19 protein-coding genes are annotated in these 20,062 nt (G+C 57.1%); 4 read left to right on the top strand and 15 right to left on the bottom strand.

Translation table 11 applies throughout. The features are described from left to right. Positions 1–190: 190 nt before the first annotated feature. From HY011_36370 to HY011_36320, 11 genes are all read right to left on the bottom strand, one after another. Positions 191–1,762, bottom strand: coding sequence for an aldehyde dehydrogenase family protein (locus HY011_36370; GenBank protein ID MBI3428428.1), 1,572 nt, complete (start codon positions 1,760–1,762; stop codon positions 191–193). Between the two features lie 39 nt (positions 1,763–1,801). Continuing rightward, positions 1,802–2,209 carry a GxxExxY protein gene (locus tag HY011_36365; protein ID MBI3428427.1) on the bottom strand — a complete coding sequence of 136 codons (408 nt, stop codon included), beginning with the start codon at positions 2,207–2,209 and terminating at the stop codon, positions 1,802–1,804. 87 nt (positions 2,210–2,296) lie between these two features. After that, the gene (locus tag HY011_36360; protein ID MBI3428426.1) at positions 2,297–3,868 is read right to left on the bottom strand and encodes a L,D-transpeptidase; all 1,572 of its coding nucleotides are present in this window, start codon (positions 3,866–3,868) and stop codon (positions 2,297–2,299) included. Positions 3,869–3,896: 28 nt separating this feature from the next. Then, a complete protein-coding gene (locus HY011_36355) occupies positions 3,897–4,505 on the bottom strand; it encodes a M23 family metallopeptidase (GenBank protein MBI3428425.1) in 609 nt (202 codons plus the stop codon). A gap of 172 nt (positions 4,506–4,677) precedes the next feature. Then, on the bottom strand, positions 4,678–5,325 hold the full coding sequence (locus HY011_36350; GenBank protein MBI3428424.1) for a YceI family protein: 648 nt from the start codon (positions 5,323–5,325) through the stop codon (positions 4,678–4,680). 17 nt (positions 5,326–5,342) lie between these two features. Continuing rightward, positions 5,343–5,738, bottom strand: coding sequence for a YbjQ family protein (locus HY011_36345; GenBank protein MBI3428423.1), 396 nt, complete (start codon positions 5,736–5,738; stop codon positions 5,343–5,345). Positions 5,739–5,785: 47 nt separating this feature from the next. Beyond that, complete coding sequence (locus HY011_36340) at positions 5,786–6,196, bottom strand: MGMT family protein (protein ID MBI3428422.1); 411 nt, start codon at positions 6,194–6,196, stop codon at positions 5,786–5,788. A gap of 98 nt (positions 6,197–6,294) precedes the next feature. Next, on the bottom strand, positions 6,295–6,435 hold the full coding sequence (locus HY011_36335) for a hypothetical protein (protein MBI3428421.1): 141 nt from the start codon (positions 6,433–6,435) through the stop codon (positions 6,295–6,297). Positions 6,436–6,595: 160 nt separating this feature from the next. After that, positions 6,596–7,222 carry a cyclase family protein gene (locus HY011_36330; GenBank protein MBI3428420.1) on the bottom strand — a complete coding sequence of 209 codons (627 nt, stop codon included), beginning with the start codon at positions 7,220–7,222 and terminating at the stop codon, positions 6,596–6,598. A 103-nt stretch (positions 7,223–7,325) separates the two neighbouring features. Continuing rightward, a complete protein-coding gene (locus HY011_36325; protein ID MBI3428419.1) occupies positions 7,326–7,943 on the bottom strand; it encodes a dephospho-CoA kinase in 618 nt (205 codons plus the stop codon). After that, the gene (locus HY011_36320; GenBank protein MBI3428418.1) at positions 7,943–8,875 is read right to left on the bottom strand and encodes a bifunctional 5,10-methylenetetrahydrofolate dehydrogenase/5,10-methenyltetrahydrofolate cyclohydrolase; all 933 of its coding nucleotides are present in this window, start codon (positions 8,873–8,875) and stop codon (positions 7,943–7,945) included. Before HY011_36320 ends, HY011_36325 begins: the two co-directional genes overlap by 1 nt. 796 nt (positions 8,876–9,671) lie before the next feature. On the opposite strand from HY011_36320, the gene HY011_36315 reads away from it, so the two are divergent. Continuing rightward, positions 9,672–10,004, top strand: a complete 333-nt coding sequence (locus tag HY011_36315) for a hypothetical protein (protein MBI3428417.1) — start codon at positions 9,672–9,674, stop codon at positions 10,002–10,004. A gap of 286 nt (positions 10,005–10,290) precedes the next feature. Continuing rightward, positions 10,291–12,120 carry a translational GTPase TypA gene (gene typA, locus HY011_36310; GenBank protein ID MBI3428416.1) on the top strand — a complete coding sequence of 610 codons (1,830 nt, stop codon included), beginning with the start codon at positions 10,291–10,293 and terminating at the stop codon, positions 12,118–12,120. An 11-nt stretch (positions 12,121–12,131) separates the two neighbouring features. Here typA and HY011_36305 read toward each other — a convergent pair whose 3' ends face one another. From HY011_36305 to HY011_36290, 4 genes are all read right to left on the bottom strand, one after another. Further along, positions 12,132–13,382, bottom strand: a complete 1,251-nt coding sequence (locus HY011_36305) for a hypothetical protein (protein MBI3428415.1) — start codon at positions 13,380–13,382, stop codon at positions 12,132–12,134. A 143-nt stretch (positions 13,383–13,525) separates the two neighbouring features. Continuing rightward, positions 13,526–14,041: a hypothetical protein gene (locus tag HY011_36300; GenBank protein MBI3428414.1), complete on the bottom strand. Its 516-nt coding sequence runs from the start codon at positions 14,039–14,041 to the stop codon at positions 13,526–13,528. A 128-nt stretch (positions 14,042–14,169) separates the two neighbouring features. Continuing rightward, complete coding sequence (locus tag HY011_36295; protein ID MBI3428413.1) at positions 14,170–17,340, bottom strand: serine/threonine-protein kinase; 3,171 nt, start codon at positions 17,338–17,340, stop codon at positions 14,170–14,172. A 587-nt stretch (positions 17,341–17,927) separates the two neighbouring features. After that, the gene (locus tag HY011_36290; GenBank protein MBI3428412.1) at positions 17,928–18,509 is read right to left on the bottom strand and encodes a sigma-70 family RNA polymerase sigma factor; all 582 of its coding nucleotides are present in this window, start codon (positions 18,507–18,509) and stop codon (positions 17,928–17,930) included. Between the two features lie 197 nt (positions 18,510–18,706). Here HY011_36290 and HY011_36285 point away from each other — a divergent pair, with 197 nt between their 5' ends. Further along, the gene (locus tag HY011_36285; protein ID MBI3428411.1) at positions 18,707–19,042 is read left to right on the top strand and encodes a hypothetical protein; all 336 of its coding nucleotides are present in this window, start codon (positions 18,707–18,709) and stop codon (positions 19,040–19,042) included. 68 nt (positions 19,043–19,110) lie between these two features. Further along, positions 19,111–19,902, top strand: coding sequence for a hypothetical protein (locus HY011_36280; protein MBI3428410.1), 792 nt, complete (start codon positions 19,111–19,113; stop codon positions 19,900–19,902). The last annotated feature ends 160 nt before the right edge of the window (positions 19,903–20,062 follow it).

Below are 20,062 nucleotides of genomic sequence, written 5' to 3'. Positions count from 1 at the left end.
TTCGGTCAGCAGGTTCGATTAGTCTCCTTTACGTGGTCAATCGCCACAACGAGATGATTCAACCTCTGACCTATCTACTCCAGCTACTTTCGCAACTGGAGTTTACCGCCGCACCTCTTACTCATCATGCCGTCTCCTTTTGAAAACAGACGACAAAGGGAAAGCGTCCAAGCCATGACCGTGCGCCAGATTACTTGCCGAATAAGGCTCGCAGTTTCGCACCCGCACGCGACGAAAAAAGCGCGCCCATCACCCGCGTCAGCACGCGTTCGGTTTGCGCCGTGTAAGGATACCAAGTCGGCTCGCGCTTCAGACTCAAGAAGCTGAAGCGGTCGCTGATAATAACCTGTTCGTTGCAAAAGCGCCGAATGCCGGGCGCGCCGTGGCGTTTGCCGATGCCACTTTCTTTCAAGCCGCCCGAAGGCGCATCGCTGACGCCGAAGCCCACGATCACATCGTTGACGGTCGTGATGCCCGCTTCGACCTGCGCGGCCAATTGCTCACCCCGGCGCTGATCGCCGGTGAACACGCTGGCGTTTAAGCCATAGCGCGAATCGTTCGCCAGCCGCAACGCCTCCTCGGCATCTTTGACCGGCATAATCGGCAACACGGGGCCGAAGGTTTCTTCGGTCATGACTTTCATCGAATGATCCACGCCAGCCAACACCGTCGGCTCAAAAAATCGGCCCGGCAAATTCGGATTGCGCTGACCGCCGGTCAGGATTTGCGCGCCTTTGAGTTTGGCGTCGGCGATGTGCGCCTCGACGGTTTCGACCTGTTTGGGAAAGGTCATCGCGCCAATGTCTACACGCTTGTCAGTCGCGGCTTCGTTGCCGTCAATGCCCTGCCGCAAAGCGCGCGTCTTTTCGACCACGCGGCGCGTGAATTCTGCGGCAATCGGCGCTTCGACATACACGCGCTCGACCGAGATGCAGACCTGGCCTGAATTGGTGAACGCGCCCCAAACCGCCGCATTCGCCGCGCGTTCCAGATCGGCATCGCGCAACACGATCATCGGGTCTTTGCCGCCCAGTTCCAGACTGACCGGACAGAGCCGCCGCGCCGCGCGTTCGGCAATCAGCTTGCCGGTGCGCACGCTGCCGGTGAAGGCGATCATGTCGGCCTCATCCACCAATGCGCCGCCCGCGTCGCCATACCCATTCACGATCTGCAAAATCTCGGTTGGTACGCCCGCCGCTTTGAATGCTTCGTGCAAAATCTCGGCCCCGCGCATGGCGATCAGCGGCGTCCATTCCGAAGGCTTGATGACCACGGCATTGCCCGCAATCAGCGCCGGAATCGCCTCGCCAATGGTCAAAATCAGCGGAAAATTCCACGGCGTAACCATGCCGATGACGCCGCGCGGTTGATAATGCACAGTAACTTTTTTAGTTTTGAGCAGGTGCGGCGTGATGTGTTGCGGCGCTAAAAACTTGCGCGCTTGCTTGGCGTAAAAGGTGATGACATCGCACACGTAAGTGACTTCGACCAAGGCTTCCAAGCGTGGCTTGCCGTTCTCGGCGCAAAGCAATTCGATCAACTCTTCCTGCCGCGCCAGCAGATAATCGCGCGCCGACAGCAACACGTCGCCACGCTGTTTCAGCGTCAGCTTGCTCCAAACGTTGAAAGCCGCGCGGGCGCGCACAACGGCGGCGCGCACAACGGCGGGCGAATTCACCGGCACTTCGCCCACCTTTTGCAACGTGGCGGGGCTGTGGATTTCGATGGTTTCGAATTTGAATTCCGTTGCGGGTCGCGCCATTACTTACCTCCAGAAAGGCTTTGACAGGATTGACAGGATTTATCCAGGATTAACGAGATTTTCAGGGATGGTCCTTGGGATTTTGTGCAGCCGGTATTTCCGTTTGACCTGCACAGATGAGCCGAAGTTGAGCAATAAGCCAGTTTCGATTTTAGTAGCCGTCAAATAGTTGACCAACTGCAACTCATGCCCTTGCGTGAGAGATTGCACTGCTTTCAACTCGATGACAACACGTTCTTCAACCCATAAATCGGCGTAGTATTCGCCCACCACCTCGCCTTCGCACCAAACTCTGATGGGAGCCTCTTGCTGCACTTTTAAGCCTCTCTTCGTGATTTCGATACGTAAGGCGTTTGCGTAGACCTTTTCCAGAAAGCCGCTGCCAAGCTTGTTATGCACCTCGAATGCGCACCCAATAATAATCCCTGTGATCTCGTCATCAGTCATAACTAGCCACCCTTCCCAAAACATCCTGTCCATCCTGTCAACAATCCTGTCCATCCTGTCTAAGCGGCCTGCTGATTTGCTTATTCCTCATTTGCGTTTGCGTGTTTCCGCTTTCTTCGCCTTAGCGGGCGGTTTCGCGGCGCTGCCCGTGTCCAATTCGACCGGCGCAGGATAGCCCTTGCCAGCCAGCGCGGCAATCTCGATCACGACCTCTTTTTTGCCTTTGAATTGGCGCGTCAACTGCTGGCGCTTGAGCTGCTCTTTGCGCTGTTCAGCCTTCTCCGCAGCGGTTAATGCGGCGTCAGTCATTTGTCCGGGCGCGCGTGATAGGGCTGCCAGTGCCTCATCTACTTTCTGATGCTCCGCTTCGCTTAAATCGGCAAGCGCGACCCCGTATGCGCCTAGCACCGCTTCCAGGTTCTCGCTGATATTCGTGTCGCGGTCGTAAACATCGCGATAAATGTGCAGCTTGCCGTCTTCGACCGTGAGCGTGTCGTAGCGCAATTCGACCGGGATTGGCTGTTTCAATTTCACGACTTTGGTTTCCGTGCGTTTCTGGGCGCGCTCGGCGATTTGTTCATCCGTGATTTCGATGCCGCCGATTTGGCCCAGCCGCTTGGCAAAATCCTGCACCTGCTTGTCGGTCAATCCGACGCAACCATGCGAGCCGAACGCGCCGATTTTCGCCAGGGTTTTGCCGCCGTGAATGAGCGAAGGCGACCCAATCGGAATTTTGATCGGGCCGAGCGGATTCAGTCTGTCGCCCGCCGCCACGGTTTGCCCGACCTTGACCGATTTTGAAGCTTCCACCCACGGCTCATCGGGCGGCGTCCAGGTCGGATTGAAGATAATCGAATTGGCTTTGCGCATGCCTGTCGGTAACGGAAATTCGGGATAGCCGATGGTCGTTTTGTAGGATTTGACGAGTTGTCCGTCCTGAAAAATATCCATGCGATAGGCGGGCGCGTTGACCACGATGCGTGTGTCGAGCGGCGCGGTTAAAAGCGGTGGCGCGGTGGCATTATTCGCCCGCACGGCAGGACTGGGGGAAGCGGATGGGGAAGCGCTGGCCGTGGGCGAAGGGAGCGGCGTTTCTGTCGCCGAAGCCACAGGAAGCGGCGTAACCGAAGCTCCTGGCAGCGGCGTGATCGAAGCCAGCGGTAGCGGTTCTTCGGCCAGGGCAATTTCATTCTCGGACGCCCCGAGTTGCTGCCAACGCAGCAACGCGAAGCTGGCGAATTGGCTGGCTTTGTCGTTGCCCAAAATCACGCTGATGCGTTCCGCCGCGCGTTCGCCCGCCGCCGTGGTCGTACTGGCAGTCGCGTTCTCGCTCAAACCGGCGGTACCCTGGCGCGCAGTCTGGCGCAGTTGCGTGATCTGTTCATCGGTCAATTGCAATTGGCTTTTCAGCGCCGTGGCGAATTGCCGATCCACAAAAAACAGCGCATCCAGCATCGGCAGCGTGATGGGCAACTCCTTCAGCTTGACGAGCGGCGTGGCCGCCGACACTGGTGTGGCCGCCGGCTGTGGCGTGGCTTCAGGCTGATGCCCGGCCAATTTGGACAATTCAGTTTTGACGCGGTCAGCGCCTAGGTAATAAACACTCGTGCCCAGCGCCGCCAATATCACAATCAAGCCGGTCAGAAATACTTTTTTCAAACTTGCTTCTCCCTTTGCGCGAATATGCTTAACTTCCCTCTTTCAAAAGCGAGTAGGGATTCAGATTCAAGCCATCCCAGAAATGCCGCGCATCCTGAATCAGCCAGACCGCAAAATGCAGATGATAATTGCCCGCGCCCGCATTGCCGGTGTCGCCCACATAGGCGATGGTGTCGCCCTGGCGCAGCGCTTGCCCTACGGTCAGCCCCTCCGCATATCGTTGCAGATGAGCGTAATAAAAGACCACGCGCTGATCATTGCTCAGTTGATAAAGAGTGAGACCGCCGCGTTCGCTGTTGAACAGTTTGACGAGCTTGCCATCTGCCGCCGCCAATACCGGCGCTCCGGCAGGAGCCATGATGTCAATCGCGTTGTGTTCACGGCCTTCCGAACGCGCCTCGCTAAAGGTGTCGCGCAATTGCGCGGACCGGATGCCCGCGACGGGAATGATCAGCTTTAACCCCGGCGGCAATTGCGCCGCCACCGTGGGAAAAGGAGTTGCCGAGACGCTGGGCGTCGCCGCGCGCGGCGTTGCCGTTGTTAAGACCTCTGGCCGCGGCACAAGCGCGGGGCTGGGAACAGCGGGCGGCGCGGCGATGGGCGGTCGCGCATGGCGGCGTTGTTGCTGCCAAATCATCGCCAAAATGATGAGCGCCAGACCGCCCCCCGACCACCACCATTTGCGTTTGTCGGCCAAGATCACTACCTCCGCGCTAACTTGAAGCTAACCATAACGACTTGCGCGCCGGCCTTACACGCTGGTTTTACAGGCAAAAATGACAACCGGGAAAAGGCGCTAAGCAAAGGTTTCATTTCTTTGCGCCTGCCTTGCTGGCCGCATCCTGTTTCGCCAGGATGGAAAAGTTAATCTTCAATTCATCGCCGATCTTAATCAGCCCCATATTGCCTTCATAAGGCTGAATGCCGAAATCGCTTTGTTTCAAGCTGGCCTCGCCCGTCGCGCGCAACTGATCCTGGGCGAGCGTCACCGTCACGGGCAGCGCGACACGTTTGGTCACGCCGTGCAAGGTCAAGTCGCCGTTCAAGGTGAAGCTGCGCGTGTCGCCATTCTTTTTCAGCCCGCTGACACTGACCGATTTGAATTTGATCGTGGGATAACGCTCGCTTTCGAGCACCTTGTTTTGCAGCACGTCCTGAAAGCCGCGCCGCTCGAATTCGCTCATAAGTTTGTCGGCGTTGGTGAAGGATTTGGCTTCGGCTTCGACCCCGACGGCGGTCAGCTTTTCGTCGCGCGGCAGCGTGATGTTGCAACTGAAATTTTTGACCACGACCAAATGCGTGGGGTAGCGCTTGCTGAGCATGCCTTCCTGCACCAGCGTGAGCGTGAGCTGGCTTTGCGCCAAGTCCAGCGTGTAAGAGCGCACCGCTTTTGTATCGGCGAAGGAAATCGCCAGCAGGGCCAGCAGCAAAAGCAGACTGAACGACCGGTTTTTCATCGCGCACGCCCTCACGGTCATCCCCGATACCCGGCTTGGTCGAGCGGCTCAACGATCACCGCCGTGCCATAAGCCAGCACTTCGGTCACGCCGCTCATGATCTCAGTCGCATCGTAACGCGCCGCGATTATGCCATTCGCTCCAAGTTCGGAGGCGTGCTGGATCAGGATTTCGAACGCCTCGACGCGCGTTTGTTCGCAAAGCTTGGTCAGGATGGTGATGTTCCCGCCGACCAGCGTTTGCAAGCCCGCGCCGATGGTGCCGAAAATCGAACGCGAGCGCACCGTAATGCCGCGCACCACCCCCAGCGTGCGCACGATGCGAAAGCCCGGTAAGTCAATCCCGGTGGTGACCATGTGATGTGCTACCGAATAACGCGGCCCCGTGACTTGATAGGGCGCCTGCCTGTTCATGCTATTTTCCATTGTTGCTCCTGGCCTGGGCAGATGCCTGCCCTGAGTTATTCAAATAAGCTTGCTTGTCCACTGTCTTCAGTTTCTGTGGCGTATTCGGGTGGCGTCCACAGATGAGCTTCCAGCTTACAGCAGCCTTTGTCGTTGAAGACGACGCCTTCCGCTTCCAACAGCCGTTGTTGCAAATCGGGCGGCGTAGTCATGCCCGCCGTCGAACAAACGCCTTGCGAATTGATAACGCGATGCCAGGGGATGTGCCGCTCATCTTTCGGCGTGGCATACATAATGTTGCCGATGGCGCGCGCGTCGTAACCAGCACCCAGCACGCGCGCGACCAATCCATAGGTCATCACTCGCCCGCGCGGAATGCGCAGGACAAGTTCGTAGGCGCGCTCGCGGAAGCTGGCTTCGTCGCGGGGCCGGGTCTTGATGATGTTTTTGACGATTCGGTCTGCCATCGTTTTTTGAAGCTGTGTTGATGCGTCTGCCACCAGTCGCGCCACTCCTGGATGGCCCGCGCGCGTTCTTCCTGCGCAGCCACAGGCTGGAAGTTAAGTCAGGTGCCGGCCGCATCGCGTAACGCCATTTCAGCAAAGAAGCGCACCTGTAATTCGGGGCTCACCAACAATTCGATCAGTTCGGGAATCGAATGTCGCGTGTACGCCGCCCGCTCTTGTTGAAATTCACTTGCCGTCATGAATTCGCCATTCTTTTAGAGCAACGCTGGGAGCGCGGACGCCCCGTCCGCTGGATAAAGAAGCCGCGCAGCCTCCTTTTCCCTTGGCGTTGGAATGGCCAGCAAGGACAAGGAAGCTTCGCACATTTTTTATTGCGGACGAGGGCGTCCGCGCTCCCAGTTAAGCTCGCAACACCACGCGCGCCGGGCCGCCATCGCCGTCTTTGATCTTCAACGGCAGGCAAAGCAATTCGTAATCGCCCGCCGGGACTTCGGTCAAATCGAGTCCCTCGACGATCACGACGCCTGCGCCCAGCAGCGTCCAATGCGTGGTGGGCTGATCGAAGTTGAATTTTTCGATGGAAAGATAATCAATGCCGACCAGCCGCACGCCGTGTTCAACCAGCAGCGCGGCGGCATCGTCTTCGAGATAAACAAAGCTGGTTTGGAACTCGTTCGTCGTGTGCCAAAAACGGGAGTTCTTGGTTTTGAACAGCACACGCGTCGCACCAGCCAACTCGAATTGCCGCAACACCGCAGCGTCAATCACCTCCACTGCGCCGACATCAATCACGCGGGCCGGGCCGATGAAAACATCGAGCGGCACCTGGTCGAGCGGCTGGCCGTCGCGCATGAAGTGAGAGGGCGGATCAACGTGTGTGCCGCTGTGCGTACTGAAACTCAGGTGCGAAACGCGGGCGATGTCGCCCTGCTCCAGCGACATCACACGAGTCACCTGCACCGGCGGATCACCGGGATAGACGGGCAGTTCGTTCGAGATGGCGACCGTCACGTCGTAAAGCTTCATTGCGGCTCCTGCGACAACGTCCGACTGCGCTTGAACAACGATTGATAATGCGGAGGGGTTAAAATCGGCGCGAGTATAGGTAGCCCCGAAAGGCTTGTCAAAACTACGGTTCGGGTGTTTCAGCGAGGGCTTTCAACTGCGCATACAGCGTTTCGGTCTGCCGCCGCGTATCTTCAAACCCAAGCGAAGTATCAATGGCGAAGTCGGCATATTTGAGTTTCTCCGCCGACGGCATCTGGGCGGCGATGCGCGCTTCGGCCTGCGTGTGCGGCAGGTGGTTGCGCGTCATCAGCCGTTCCAACTGCAACAGTGGCTCGCACCAGACCACCACAACCTTGTCGAAGCTTTTGTATGAACCGGTCTCGATGATCAGGGCGGCATCAAGCACAGCAATGGCTTGCGGGTTGCGCGCGGCGACCTCGGCCAGCCAGGCGGCCTGGGCTGCGTAAACGCGCGGGTGGACGATGGCGTTGAGGCGTTCGCGTTTAGCCGCGTCGGTGAACACCAACCCGCCGAGCGCCGCGCGATTGAGCGTGCCGTCTGCGTTCAAAACGCCGGGGCCAAATTCGCTGACGATGTCTTGATAGGCGAGTTTGCCGGGTTCGATGGCCTGATGCGCCAGCGTATCCGCATCGCTGACTTCGCAACCGAGTTCGTGTAGCACGCCGAGCACATACGATTTGCCGGTGGCGATTCCGCCCGTCAAACCGACCTTCAGCATCACTTGCTTCCCCGCCGCAACAAGGCCGCCTTGAGCGTGTTTTTCATGAGCATCGCAATCGTCAGCGGGCCGACGCCGCCAGGCACGGGCGTCAGCCAGCCGACTTTCGGCGCAACGCTGCGCGGTTCGACATCGCCGACTAGCGTGTAGCCGCGTTTGGCCAGCGTGGCCAGCCGCTTTTCCTGTTCATCGTCGGGGAAAATGCGTGCGATTTCCGCGGCGGTCGTGACGTTGTTCATGCCGACATCCACGACGACCGCGCCTTCGCGCACGAAATCCCCCGTGACCATCGCGGTGCGCCCGATGGCGGCAATTAGAATGTCAGCCTGCCGCGCGATGTCGGGCAGGTTCCTGGTGCGCGAATGGCAAATCGTCACGGTGGCGTGGCGGTGCAACAACAACAGTGCTTGCGGTTTGCCGACGATGTCGCTGCGCCCGATGACGACGGCGTGCGCGCCCGCGATGGGGATTTGGTAATGGTCGAGCAATTCCATCACGCCGGTCGGTGTGCAAGCGGTCAGCGTCTCTTCGCCCTGCACCAGGCGCCCGACGTTGACGGCGTGAAAACCATCCACGTCTTTGGCCGGATCAACCGCTTCCAGCACGCGCCGCGCTTCAATCTGCGGCGGCAGCGGCAATTGGATCAGGATGCCGTCAATCTCATCGCGGCGGTTCAGGTCGTTGACCAGCGCCAACAACTCTCCGGTCGTGGTCGTTGCCGGCAACTCGTGCTTTTCGGAATAAAGACCGAGCGCCTGGCAAGCTTTGACCTTGCTGCCGACGTATGTTTTCGATGCAAGGTTGTCGCCGACGATGACAGCAGCCAGTCCGGGCTGCCATCCTGTGGAAGCTTTGAGTTCAGTGATGCGCGCCGTAACACCCTGTTTGATTTGTTCGGCGACCAACGCGCCGTCGAGTAATTGTGCCGTCATGAAATATTTTTCCGCCTTGTAATCTTTACCAGTAGTGTGCAGGAGTGGCGCATCTTAGCACAGATTTTTGACTAAGATTCAGTGCGCGCGCGCCAAGCGTGGCATCGCTTTACCAGGTGTTATGAGGAGTGCGTGCTGCGGCTATAAAAAGTTAGCGATGCGCGAAAAAACACCTTGCGGACTTTGGTTTATGTGCATAAGATGCGACGCGTTCTGGCGAGACTGGCAGAGTTTGCTACGAGTTATTTCACCTCTCGTTTTATTTTTCATGGCTCGTGGCGAGCGAAAAGAGAAAGTAATTCAATCGCGTTTGTCCCAACGACGATTGGCCCTATTGGTTGACGAAGTTATAGTTGAACACATTGGTCGGGACTTCCTCCTGCCACCCTGTTCCGGCAAATCCCTGGTAGTAGCTTTGCCCAATTCGTCCTCGTCCCCCCCACTAACCATTTTTGTAATCATCTGGCACGCGTTTGCTTGTTCAGCGATACCGGCAAGCGACTGTTGCATGGGAATTGCTTTCAAGCGTTCTGAGTTTTTAAGAGCAAGGGCAACCTTTACGGGGCAAGCGCCAACAAAGCGCCGCTCACAAAATTTGCCCTTACCTCCCACGTAAGAATCGCCCCGGTACGTCAACTCTTTCGTTGCCCAAGCGCGCAGTTAAGAGTTGGCCAAGTCTTTGCTGATTGACCCGTAATAGTTGGTGCCAAAAAAATAGTGTCGTTCGTAAATTGGTGGTGATTAGTAAAAAGCCGGCGCAGTTCAGTCCGGCGCTAACAGGCAAGGAGACAGTTCTATGAGTGCAGCGATTCAACTCGTCAATCAACCAAGTGTCAATCCTGGTGTCATAACCGGCAATCTCGCAACCAACAATCTGGCGACTGGCAATCAAGTCGCCAGCAATTTGGTGGAAGGTAATTTCAACAATGTTTCCCGCTTTGAATCTGCGCCCGAGCAACGGCTGGGCCGGGCGATTGAACACATCGCCGAATTGCAAGCCGAGGTGCGCACCTTGCGCGATGAGATCGCCCGCAGTGAACGGGTCAGCGCCAATTACGAACTCCTGTTGCGCAATGCTCAAGTGCGCGAGCAGGAATTGCGGGCGCAACTCGTCAGCGGCCGTTACTGACTTTGCCCACGCAGCGCCCGGGCAAACGTGCCGTTTTTCCTATCCCCAGTAGCCCGACGGCCCGTTTGCGTTCACTCACCCAGCGCTGTCCGCCCGTTCTCGTTGCCCCACCTCCTTCCGCTCTTTTCCCCACACAACTCCGCCGTGCGGCAAGCTGGCAAGTGCGGTTGACGTGTGCCGCGCTTCCTCTCACAGTTCCCGGCGATCAGCAGCCGTTAGCAAATCCGTGTCCGAGCAGGTAAGATGCGATTTACCTACTGAGCTTCAGCATTGGATTTATCACAAAATGGATTCTACGAAACAGCGCGAAGACATTCGCAATATCGCCATCGTCGCCCACGTTGACCACGGCAAAACCACCCTGGTGGACGCCATGCTTCGCCAGTCAGGCCTGTACCGCGCCAACGAGAAAGTCGTCGAGCGCGTGATGGACTCGATGGATCTGGAGCGCGAACGCGGCATCACGATCATGGCGAAGAACACCGCCGTGCAATACCACGGCACCAAGATCAACATCCTGGACACCCCCGGCCACTCCGATTTCGGCGGCGAGGTCGAGCGCGTGCTCAAACTGGCCGATGGCGTAGTCTTGCTGGTGGACGCTTCGGAAGGGCCGTTGCCACAGACGCGCTACGTACTGTCAAAGGCGCTCGAACAGAAGCTCAAACCCATCGTCGTCATCAACAAGATTGACCGCCACGACGCGCGGCCCGACGAAGTCGTCAACGAAGTCTACGATCTCTTCATTGACCTCGACGCTGACGACGAACAGATTGACTTCCCGATCCTGTATGCCATCTCGCGCGACGGCATCGCCAAAAATACGTTGGAAGAAGAGAGCAGCGACCTGCGCCCCTTGTTTGAACAGATTCTGAAAACCATCCCGGCGCCGCGCTGCGATGCCGAGGCACCGCTGCAAGTGCTGGTCGCCAATCTGGCTTACAGTGAGTATGTCGGGCGTCTCGCCATCGGGCGCATCTTCAACGGCACGGTCGCGGTCGGTGATCAGGTCGTCGTCTGCAAGCACGACGGCGCGCAGGAAAAAACCAAGGTCACCCAGCTTTACACCTTCGACGGTTTGAAACAGACGCCGATTGAAACGGCCGCCGCCGGCGACATCATCGCACTGGCCGGCATCGAAGGCATCAACATCGGCGACACCGTCGCCTGCGTCATTGACCCCAAACCGCTGCCGCGCATCGTGGTGGACGAGCCGACGATCTCGATGATCTTCAGCGTCAACACCTCGCCCTTCGCCGGGCTAGAAGGCCAGCACGTCACCTCGCGCAAAATCCGCGAACGGCTCGATAAAGAGTTGCGCGCCAACGTCGCCATCCGCGTCGAAGACACCGGCTCGCCCGATAGTTTCAAAATCTCAGGGCGCGGCGAATTGCAACTCGCCATCCTGATCGAACAGATGCGGCGCGAAGGCTACGAGATGAACGTCGCCCGCCCGCAAGTCGTCACGCAAAAGATTGACGGCGAATTGCGCGAACCCATCGAACTCGCCGTGATTGACGTGCCCGACCAATTCATCGGCGTCGTCACCGAAGCGATGGGCCGCCGCAAAGGCACCATGACCAAAATGGTCAACCACGGCCACGGGCGTGTGCGCATGGAATTCGAGATTCCCTCGCGCGGCCTGATCGGCTTCCGCAACGAATTCCTGACCGAAACCAAGGGCACGGGCCTGCTCAACACGCTGTTTTTACGCTGGGGCAAATGGCAGGGCGAATTGCAAGGACGCGGCACGGGCAGCCTGGTCTCCGACCGCGCGGGTGTGGCGACGGCCTACGCGATCTTCAACCTACAGGAACGCGGCGCTCTCTTCATCAAACCGCAGACCCAGGTTTACGAAGGCATGATCGTCGGCGAGAACGCGCGCGACGTTGATCTGGACGTGAACATCATCCGCGAAAAGAAGCTGACCAACATGCGCGCTTCGTCGGCGGATGAAGCGCTGCGGCTGGTGCCCGTGCGCGATCTGACGCTGGAACAGGCGATTGAATATCTGGCCGATGACGAACTGGTCGAGGTCACGCCGCAATCCATCCGCATGCGTAAGAAGGTGCTGGCAGCCAATTTCAGACCGAAGGCAAAGAAGGCGGCGGAGTAATCCGCCGCCTTTCAGCTTGTAACCACATACGGATCGCTTTGCCCAGTTTTCTCCGCCAGTTCTCGATCATTTTGTAGGGTTTCGATGATGTTTCCCTGCACGCTAAACGGGGCTTCTATCCAAGCGGCTAACGTGCCGATGTGACTTGTGCCGTATGCGATATACATACATCCCTTTTCATGACGGCGATAGAGAGGACGTGGCCAAAACCCGGGGAATTGATCCTGGAGTTTCGCCTCGTCAACACAGGTTTCACCCCATTCTCGCCCGGAGGAATTAAGGATGATCCAAGCCTTTCGTTCCTCGTCCCAGCCGGTCAGCAGTACGGCGTGGTTAACACTCCTCTCATTGTGTTGATTGAAAACACCACCGGTGTAGGCTTTGAAGTTATCGTCTTTCCTGACCAGCACTGCCAACGGGCCATGCTCTAACAACGCCACTTTCATTTGGAGGATATCGGCAGAATCGCGCGGTGCCAAGAGCGGGTCTTTGATAAACACAAAATCCCAAGCCGATGCCTTGATCCTGTTACGCTGATCATTCTCAGTACAAGGCCCTTTCACCCCTAACAATGTTTTTCGATCATCAAATGCCCCACCCGTGGGATCGTATTGGAGAATGCGCGCGCCTTGCTTGACCATATGGTCGAAGGCATCGGTATAACTACCACCCCCGCAATTGCCGTTTGTGACGCAATTCAGCACTCCTTGAACGCAGAGCGTGACCTGGGTAAACGCGTCTGGCTTCCCACTGTTGAGTTTGAAGCGGTTGAGGTTGTATATCAGTCGGCTTTCAAACGCCTCTGTTGCCACAAAAGCCCAGCAACTGCCGCAATCTCCCTGTGCCCGGGCTGGAGGCACGACTCCGTCCCAACGCCAATCAAAATAAGGCAATTTGTCAGCGATATCTTTCATCGGTATTTCACCCGCAACTTTTCCGAGCTTGGGGGCAAGCAACACACGGACGTCACGGATTAGATCCGCCGCAAGCTCCTCGCTGTTCACAGCCCCCAAATATGGCAGCTTTCTTTCCGCTCTTTCCTGTTCAATCGGCTTCGGCGAAAACTCAGAAGGCAAGATGATTTCGCCCATTTCTTCTTTCACATGGGCATTCACTTCGCTCCGCGCCAAGTTGAAATTGGGGTCGTCTGGCTGAGATGGTGTCGCTGGTTGGTCAATGCCGGTAGCGGCCTCCGGTTGCTGCGGTTTGATCGTCGCTGTTGGTGGCGTTACATCAGAGGTTGGGTTAGTTGTGTTTTCCATAAGCTGCTCCTACGGCTTTCCAAAGGGGAAGGAAACATGTCGGCTTGAGTCAGTGTAACCGGCGCAAGCGTTTAGGGTTCAGGCAAACGCTCACGCCGGCAGGTATGCTATTCCCTTTTCAGGCGAGTGCGGTGTTCCAGTTTTTAGCCTGGCGGTGGTGGGATGTTGCAATCCTCGTTTATGGGGATGCACAGCTCGCCACAATCCCTAAAGCCGTCAGGGCAGGAAATCTGCTTGTAATTGGCTAGATTCTCCTTGTTGACCTTAGCTACGCACTTGGTCGCCTTTCTGATCAGCGCCTCGACTTGATTGATCGCAGACATTTTGTCAGCGTCAGCCTCCGCTGCAAGAGCCCAGCCTCGTAACGTGACTTCGTCTTTGCTGAAGGTAATGTTGCCGCGAGCGTCTTTGATAACGCTAAAGCTAACATTGATGTGCTCCAGTTGCTTCCGGTTATTCAGGTTGGCGTCCGTTCTCAATATCTTATAGATCGCCACATAAATAGCCGATCTATCAGCACAATTCACTTCTTGCTGTTGTTGCGCTGTCAATTCCGCACTGACGGGCGGCCTGGCGCGCGCGCCGGAAGAGTCGGTCAACGCTAACAACCCGAACGCAATCATCAGCAGCGCGCTCGCGATAAGGCTTTTTCTAAACATAGTGAACTCCTTTGAAGTAGATTTGTGTTACATCGTGTAAGGCGTAAGTGGGCGCCCAAACCGGCCAACCCAAAATACCATGTCAAAAAATTCTTCCGCCTGTTCCACTGCCGGACCGAATCCCAAACTCATTTGAACTCGGTGAGCATCGAAAGCAGGCTATACCGCAATTGCTTGCCGTAATAGATCACCCGGCTATCGGGCGACCAAGTTAGGCTGGAAAAATAGAGTTCCGGGTCATTGTTGCTGGTTAGGCGTCGCCCCATACCACCACTAACAGGCATTAACCAAATATCGTCTTTCCCATCCTGACGCGCCACATACGCAATGGCACGTTGATCGGGAGACAGATGGATGTTGTAGTAATCCGCCGTCGGCAAGTCGGCAATCAGTGTCTGTGCGCCCGTAGCGATTGACACGCACATGAGACTGACCGGCGGCTGGCCTTTGGGATATTTAGCAAAGAGCAATTCCTGCTCTGCGTGCACCCAACCTAACAGCCGCATTGTTGTGTTCAATTGCAATACCGCTTTTGCTTGCCGCGTCGCCAGGTCAATTACCCAAAAGCCGTAAATCAAGTCTTCCCGCTTGGCGATTTTGCCCGGCTGAGTGGCATAAGCGAGATGCTTCCCACTGGACGACCAAAGCGGGCAATACATCCGCAAATTCTGATCTGTGTTTGCGGTGAGCGGCGTATCCGCGTTTGAACCTCCTGCCTCAACGAGCCGGATATTGCGCAAGCCGTCCTTGTTCGCACTGTAAGCCAGCTTGCTACCATCTGGAGCCCAACTGTAATCGCTCGCTTGTGAACGGGTATAAGGTAAAAGGCGGTAATCACTACTAATGAGTCCGCTGGCAACTAAAGTCTGGATAGGGCCCCCCGTAGACTTAACGGTCTTGAGGCTAAACGAATCATTTTCCTGGCGAATAAACGCCAGTTGCTTGCCAGTGGGTGACCATTTCGGCAAAAAGCCAATGGTAGTCAGTGCTATTGGCTCATTTGTGGTCCCTAGCGATTTAGTGAGCAGCGCTCCTCGAAAAAGCTTATTGCCCAGGCTCAGATTTTTGATGGCTTGATAAACAATCGTGCGGTTGTCAGGCGCAATGTCGGGCCAAAGCTCGGCGCTAAGGTCTGACGCAACAGGAAACTCGGCGGGCTTCGCCAAATTGATGCCCCACAAATCGGACTCCTCTTTGGCCGAGCTATACAATACCTTTGTGCCGTCCGCTGCGACATCCACTACAAAGCTGTCGTGCTCAAAAAAGGTCAATTGCACCGGCTGCCGCATTTCAACGTCAAGCGCGAAAACTTGCAGGGTGTCATCCATCTGCATACTGAAAAGCAACCGCTGTCCGTCGGGATGCCAGACCAGGTTGCGGATGACTGCCTTGGTCTCAAAAATCCGTTGTGGTTTTCCTCCGGACAAGGGTGACACCCAGATGACGTGCCCCGTATTCGCTGCGGTGGTGCGATAGGCAACACGTTTTTCATCAGGATCAAGGCTGAGGCCAGGCGCGACAGCCATCTGAGCCAGATCGAAATTGGTCACTTGCACGGTCTGACCTGTTTTCACCGCCAGCGCAAAAAGTTGCTGCCTCGATTCGTAATAGATCGTCGCGCCATCTTTCGACCAGCGGCGCAATTTAACATTGCCTTCGCCCAGCGGCAATGTCTTGAGTAAGGTTAACGGGCCGCCTAGCATCGGCATGCGCCAGATGCCCGATTCGCCGCCACGTTTAATGGATAAGAACGCGAGGTCCTCACCCGTCGGCGACCAGAGCGGCTCACCATTGCTAAATTCGTCCCGGGTGCTTTGGTGCTCTTCGCCTGAGCCGGTCTGTGCAACCCAGATATTCTTGCTGCCGCTTTTGGTGGAAGCGAATGCTATCCATTTGCCATCGGGCGAGAATGTGCCATCGCTGTATATTTCACCAGACGTGCTGCGCCAAGTCACGATCTCAGTGTTTTTCAGCAGCGCTGGCGCGGGCATTCCGCTCTTGCCAGCACCTCGGCTGGCTACCCACCAGAACATCCCGCTCAAAAACAGCACGGTCAGTAGCCCAATAACCCACTGCTGCCAACTCTTCCTCATTGCCAGCACACCCGAAGGTCGCACTACAGACGCGCCAGGAGTAGTGGCATGCGTTGCTCCCGAACGCGCCAGCCGCGCGCTCAACTCTGATTCCTGCTTGAGCGCTTGCAAATCAATTTGCAAATCACGCGCGGTCTGGTACCGGTCGCGGCAATCTTTCGCCAGCGACTTGCGCAAAATGCGCTCCAACTCAGGCGGCGCGTCGGGCAAGTAGGTGCTTAGGTGCGGCGTTTCTTTGTGGATGATCGCGGCGATCACGTCGGCGGTCGTCTCGCCTTCAAATAGCGCCTGGCCGGTCAGCAGCTCATACAACACTACGCCCAAGCTGAAAATGTCGGTGCGCGCATCGAGCGCCCGTCCGCGCGCCTGTTCGGGTGACATGTACCGCAGCGTCCCCAGGATCATGCCGGGCAGCGTCTCCATCTCTGGCGGTGTGGTTTGCGCATCCGTGTCAATCTGGTTACCACCCGACGCATTCGTCGCCGTCAGTTTTGCCAAGCCGAAATCCAATACCTTCACTAAACCATCGGGCCGTACCATCAGGTTTTCGGGTTTGATGTCGCGGTGCACGATGCCCGCGTGATGCGCGGCGTCCAGGGCCGAAGCGATCTGGCTGCCGAGTTCGAGTGTCTGGCTCAGGCGCTTGCTTTCATCGTCCGGCTGCCATTCGCGCAAGGTGACGCCTTCGATGTATTCGGTGGCGATGAAATGCGTTTGGCCGCGTTCGGACTCGACCACGCCAATCTCATAAATCGTGATGATGTTCGGATGATTGAGCGCCGAGGCGGCTTCGGCCTCACGAATGAAGCGCTGCAGACGTTCGGCATCCTGGGTGAATTTGACCGGCAACAGTTTGAGCGCGACGCGGCGTTTCAAACGGTCATCGCGGGCCAAATAGACTTCGCCCATGCCGCCCGCGCCGATGCGTGACAGGATTTTGTAGTGGCTAAGTTGTTGCCCGATGGTCGTGCCGAATTGTTGAGTCGGCTGTTCGTCAGCGACCAGATGTTGCGCGGCCCGTTGCAAGGCCTGGTTGTCCAAAAACCCGCTCGCCTCCTCATGGGCGGCTAGCAATAACTCGACTTCGCGGCGCAACTCGGCGTCGGCGTCACAGACCGTGGCGAGAAAGGCGGCGCGCTCAGCGGCGGGGCGTTCGAGCGTCGTGTGGAAAAGCTCCTTGATTTGTTCCCAACGTGCAGCGTCCATTGCAATTCAGAACAAGTAACGATGAGCACAAGATGCACCGGATTTTCAGAATGCACCGGATTGGCCGATGCGCAACAACGTTGGCCCTGTCTATCCTCTCCAGCCTGATGCCCTGCCTGATGCTCAGCCTGATAAATATAGTTTTTAAGAAAAAGAATTTCCGAAAAGCCCCAAAGGGACGATCAGCCAACAGCCCCGGGTGAAGCCCTGGGGAGTCGTGCAAATGGTTCGGCCAACCCTGAAAGGGCGACAGCCATAGGCTTGGCTGTCGCCCTTTCAGGGCTTTGCACAATGACTCAATGTGCTTCCTGGGGCTGCTCCCCAGGCTGTTAGCTGACGCTCCGTTGGAACTGGCTACGGAAATTCTTTTTCTTGAAGTCTATAGACATTATCGGGAATAGGATTGAACCACGGGGAACACTGGGGAAGAGGGGAAAGCACAAACCAGAGCAGTAGACCGAAACTCTGCCTCCACAGGTATTTTTCTTGATTTCCCCGTGCGCCCCGTGTTCCCCGTGGTTCGTTCATTGCTTAATCCCGATAAGGTCTAATGAATCCGGTCAAGCCTGAAAATCCGGTGCATTCCGTCAAAGGCTTGGCGCGTCTCGCTGCAATGCGTGGTAAAGCCAGGCTTGCGCCACACTCCATTCGCGGCGCACGGTGCGTTCGCTGAGGCGCAGCACCTCGGCGACTTCTTTTTCGGTCAGGCCACCGAAAAAGCGCAATTCGACAATACGGCTCTGGCGCGGATCGAAGGCGGCCAGCGTCCGCAAGGCCTCATCCAGTGCCACCAGATCAGGATCGTGCGGTTGCGGTTCATTGGCCGCTCCGGTCAGCGAGACACGCAACAGTGCGCCCGCGCGTTTCTCTTGCCCACGGCGGCGCGCGTAATCTACCAACACCTTGCGCATAAGGCTGGCCGCCACGCCAAAAAAATGCGCGCGGTTCTGCCACTCCACGGCTTGCCAATCAATCAGGCGCAAATAAGCTTCGTTGACGAGCGCCCCCGTTTGCAGCGTGTGCGCGGCGCGTTCCCTGCGCATGTAAGCATGCGCCAGGCGTTCTAACTCGGCTTCGACCAGCGGGGCGAGTTGGGCGAGGGCTGCCTGGTCGCCCGCGCTCCACGCCATCAACAGGCGTGTGACTTCGTGTGTGGAAGAAACTGCCATCTGCCGCGCCTCAAGCTGTTTTAGGAATTGATGTTAATGCTGTACTGACGGCGCGCAATCTAACACAGCCCCACCCAGCGCGCTAATTTTTCAATTAGCTTGGCCGCTTTGCCTGCCGGAATGCGCCTCAGTCAGTAGAGGCAATTAAGCCTCCGATTCCAAAACCTGCAAATGGTTTGAGGCTAAGGAGAAAAACCATGAAGACAAAAAGAACCAAGCACATTTCCCCCATCGCAACTTTACTCTGGGTGTTGGTGCTGTTCGCCGTGCCTACTGCCAGCTTTGGACAAGCGCCGCGCGCCCATTCGACCGAAGACTTTTTCAAGCGCGGCGTGGCCCGCTATCAGCAAGGCGACCTGGACGGAGCCTTCCAGGACTTCGACCACGCGCTTGAACTCGCCACGCTGCTCTCGCCGGGTGGCGCAACCATCGCTCGAACGGATCAAGGCGAACAAGCAGCCATAAACAGTGTCGTTGGTTCTTCCCGAACCTTCACCAAGGGCTGCGCCTTCTTTTGCCCTTACCCAATGTGAGCCACTGTGAGTTGGACGTATCAAACAACTCCCTTCACCAACCCTATTCACCAATAAGGAGAATCACAATGCAGAGACACCATGCAACCACCAAACTTTTCCTGGCTTTCGGCGCACTGTTACTCGCCGTTTCACTGACGCCGTTCTGCTTGGCGCAAAACACCCCGCCCGCGCCGCAGCTTTACTGGGTGACGGTGACGCAGGTTAAACCCGGTATGGCGGAGCAATACCAGGCGTTCATCAAAAATGAGACGCTCCCGGCTTTCAAAAAAGCGGGCGGCAAACAGTTTGAGACCTGGGTCGTCCAGTACTTTGGCGCCGTTGGTGAAGTCTGGACGTTCCGCCCAGTCGAAAATTTCAAGCAACTCGATGAACCCAACTTTGTGGTCAAGGCCCTGGGTGAAGCGGGCGCGCGCGCCTGGGCCGCAAAACGGGCGCAATTGACCACCGGCTACCGCAGCTTCCTGGCTTCGATCGCGCCAGAGTTGAGCGTTCCCCTCAAGGGCGAGCCGAAACTCGCCCTCGCCGTCACAACCGCCATTACACCGGGGCGCGTAGCGGAATATGCCAAACATCTTAAGGAAAACGCACTGGCCGCCAACGCCAAGACCAACTCCAAAGGGGTTGCCACCTTTGTGGAGGGGCTCGGCGGCAATCCGAACGCCGTCCATGTCGCCGTTTACTTCGACAACTTCGAGGACATCGGCAATTTCGTACAGGCTTACGGCAAGGCAATGGCCGAGTTAAAGCTACAAGCCAATCCTCCCATCGGCGTTCAGGAACGGGTTGAATTCGGGGTTTATCGTTACATCCCGGAGCTGAGCATCAGGCCCGCGCCCGCGAAGGCGGCTGGACAATAGCGGTGGTGGTCAACGTTAGATCGGATGGCAGAGCGGTGTACGGGAAAAGGCGCGCTCCGGGGCAGTACCGCGCGCGTCAGCAAGCGGAGACTCTGGGTATGCCATAAGCCGCCAGCGTTGACGCACCGCTTGCTCACGCGCGCGGTACGGCCCCGGAGCG

The sequence above is a fragment of the Acidobacteriota bacterium genome (assembly GCA_016196035.1).
In the GTDB taxonomy this organism is placed as follows: Bacteria; Acidobacteriota; Blastocatellia; order RBC074; family RBC074; genus JACPYM01.
This window is presented reverse-complemented; position numbering and strand designations above follow the sequence as displayed.

Excerpts from the sequence above, each read along its gene's own strand:
- HY011_36370 (MBI3428428.1), bottom strand. The coding sequence starts at position 1,762 with ATGGCGCGACCCGCAACGGAATTCAAATTCGAAACCATCGAAATCCAC.
- HY011_36365 (MBI3428427.1), bottom strand. The coding sequence starts at position 2,209 with ATGACTGATGACGAGATCACAGGGATTATTATTGGGTGCGCATTCGAG.
- HY011_36355 (MBI3428425.1), bottom strand. The coding sequence starts at position 4,505 with ATGATTTGGCAGCAACAACGCCGCCATGCGCGACCGCCCATCGCCGCG.
- HY011_36350 (MBI3428424.1), bottom strand. The coding sequence starts at position 5,325 with ATGAAAAACCGGTCGTTCAGTCTGCTTTTGCTGCTGGCCCTGCTGGCG.
- HY011_36345 (MBI3428423.1), bottom strand. The coding sequence starts at position 5,738 with ATGAACAGGCAGGCGCCCTATCAAGTCACGGGGCCGCGTTATTCGGTA.
- HY011_36340 (MBI3428422.1), bottom strand. The coding sequence starts at position 6,196 with ATGGCAGACCGAATCGTCAAAAACATCATCAAGACCCGGCCCCGCGAC.
- HY011_36335 (MBI3428421.1), bottom strand. The coding sequence starts at position 6,435 with ATGACGGCAAGTGAATTTCAACAAGAGCGGGCGGCGTACACGCGACAT.
- HY011_36330 (MBI3428420.1), bottom strand. The coding sequence starts at position 7,222 with ATGAAGCTTTACGACGTGACGGTCGCCATCTCGAACGAACTGCCCGTC.
- HY011_36325 (MBI3428419.1), bottom strand. The coding sequence starts at position 7,943 with ATGCTGAAGGTCGGTTTGACGGGCGGAATCGCCACCGGCAAATCGTAT.
- HY011_36320 (MBI3428418.1), bottom strand. The coding sequence starts at position 8,875 with ATGACGGCACAATTACTCGACGGCGCGTTGGTCGCCGAACAAATCAAA.
- HY011_36315 (MBI3428417.1), top strand. The coding sequence starts at position 9,672 with ATGAGTGCAGCGATTCAACTCGTCAATCAACCAAGTGTCAATCCTGGT.
- typA (MBI3428416.1), top strand. The coding sequence starts at position 10,291 with ATGGATTCTACGAAACAGCGCGAAGACATTCGCAATATCGCCATCGTC.
- HY011_36305 (MBI3428415.1), bottom strand. The coding sequence starts at position 13,382 with ATGGAAAACACAACTAACCCAACCTCTGATGTAACGCCACCAACAGCG.
- HY011_36300 (MBI3428414.1), bottom strand. The coding sequence starts at position 14,041 with ATGTTTAGAAAAAGCCTTATCGCGAGCGCGCTGCTGATGATTGCGTTC.
- HY011_36295 (MBI3428413.1), bottom strand. The coding sequence starts at position 17,340 with ATGGACGCTGCACGTTGGGAACAAATCAAGGAGCTTTTCCACACGACG.
- HY011_36290 (MBI3428412.1), bottom strand. The coding sequence starts at position 18,509 with ATGGCAGTTTCTTCCACACACGAAGTCACACGCCTGTTGATGGCGTGG.
- HY011_36285 (MBI3428411.1), top strand. The coding sequence starts at position 18,707 with ATGAAGACAAAAAGAACCAAGCACATTTCCCCCATCGCAACTTTACTC.
- HY011_36280 (MBI3428410.1), top strand. The coding sequence starts at position 19,111 with ATGCAGAGACACCATGCAACCACCAAACTTTTCCTGGCTTTCGGCGCA.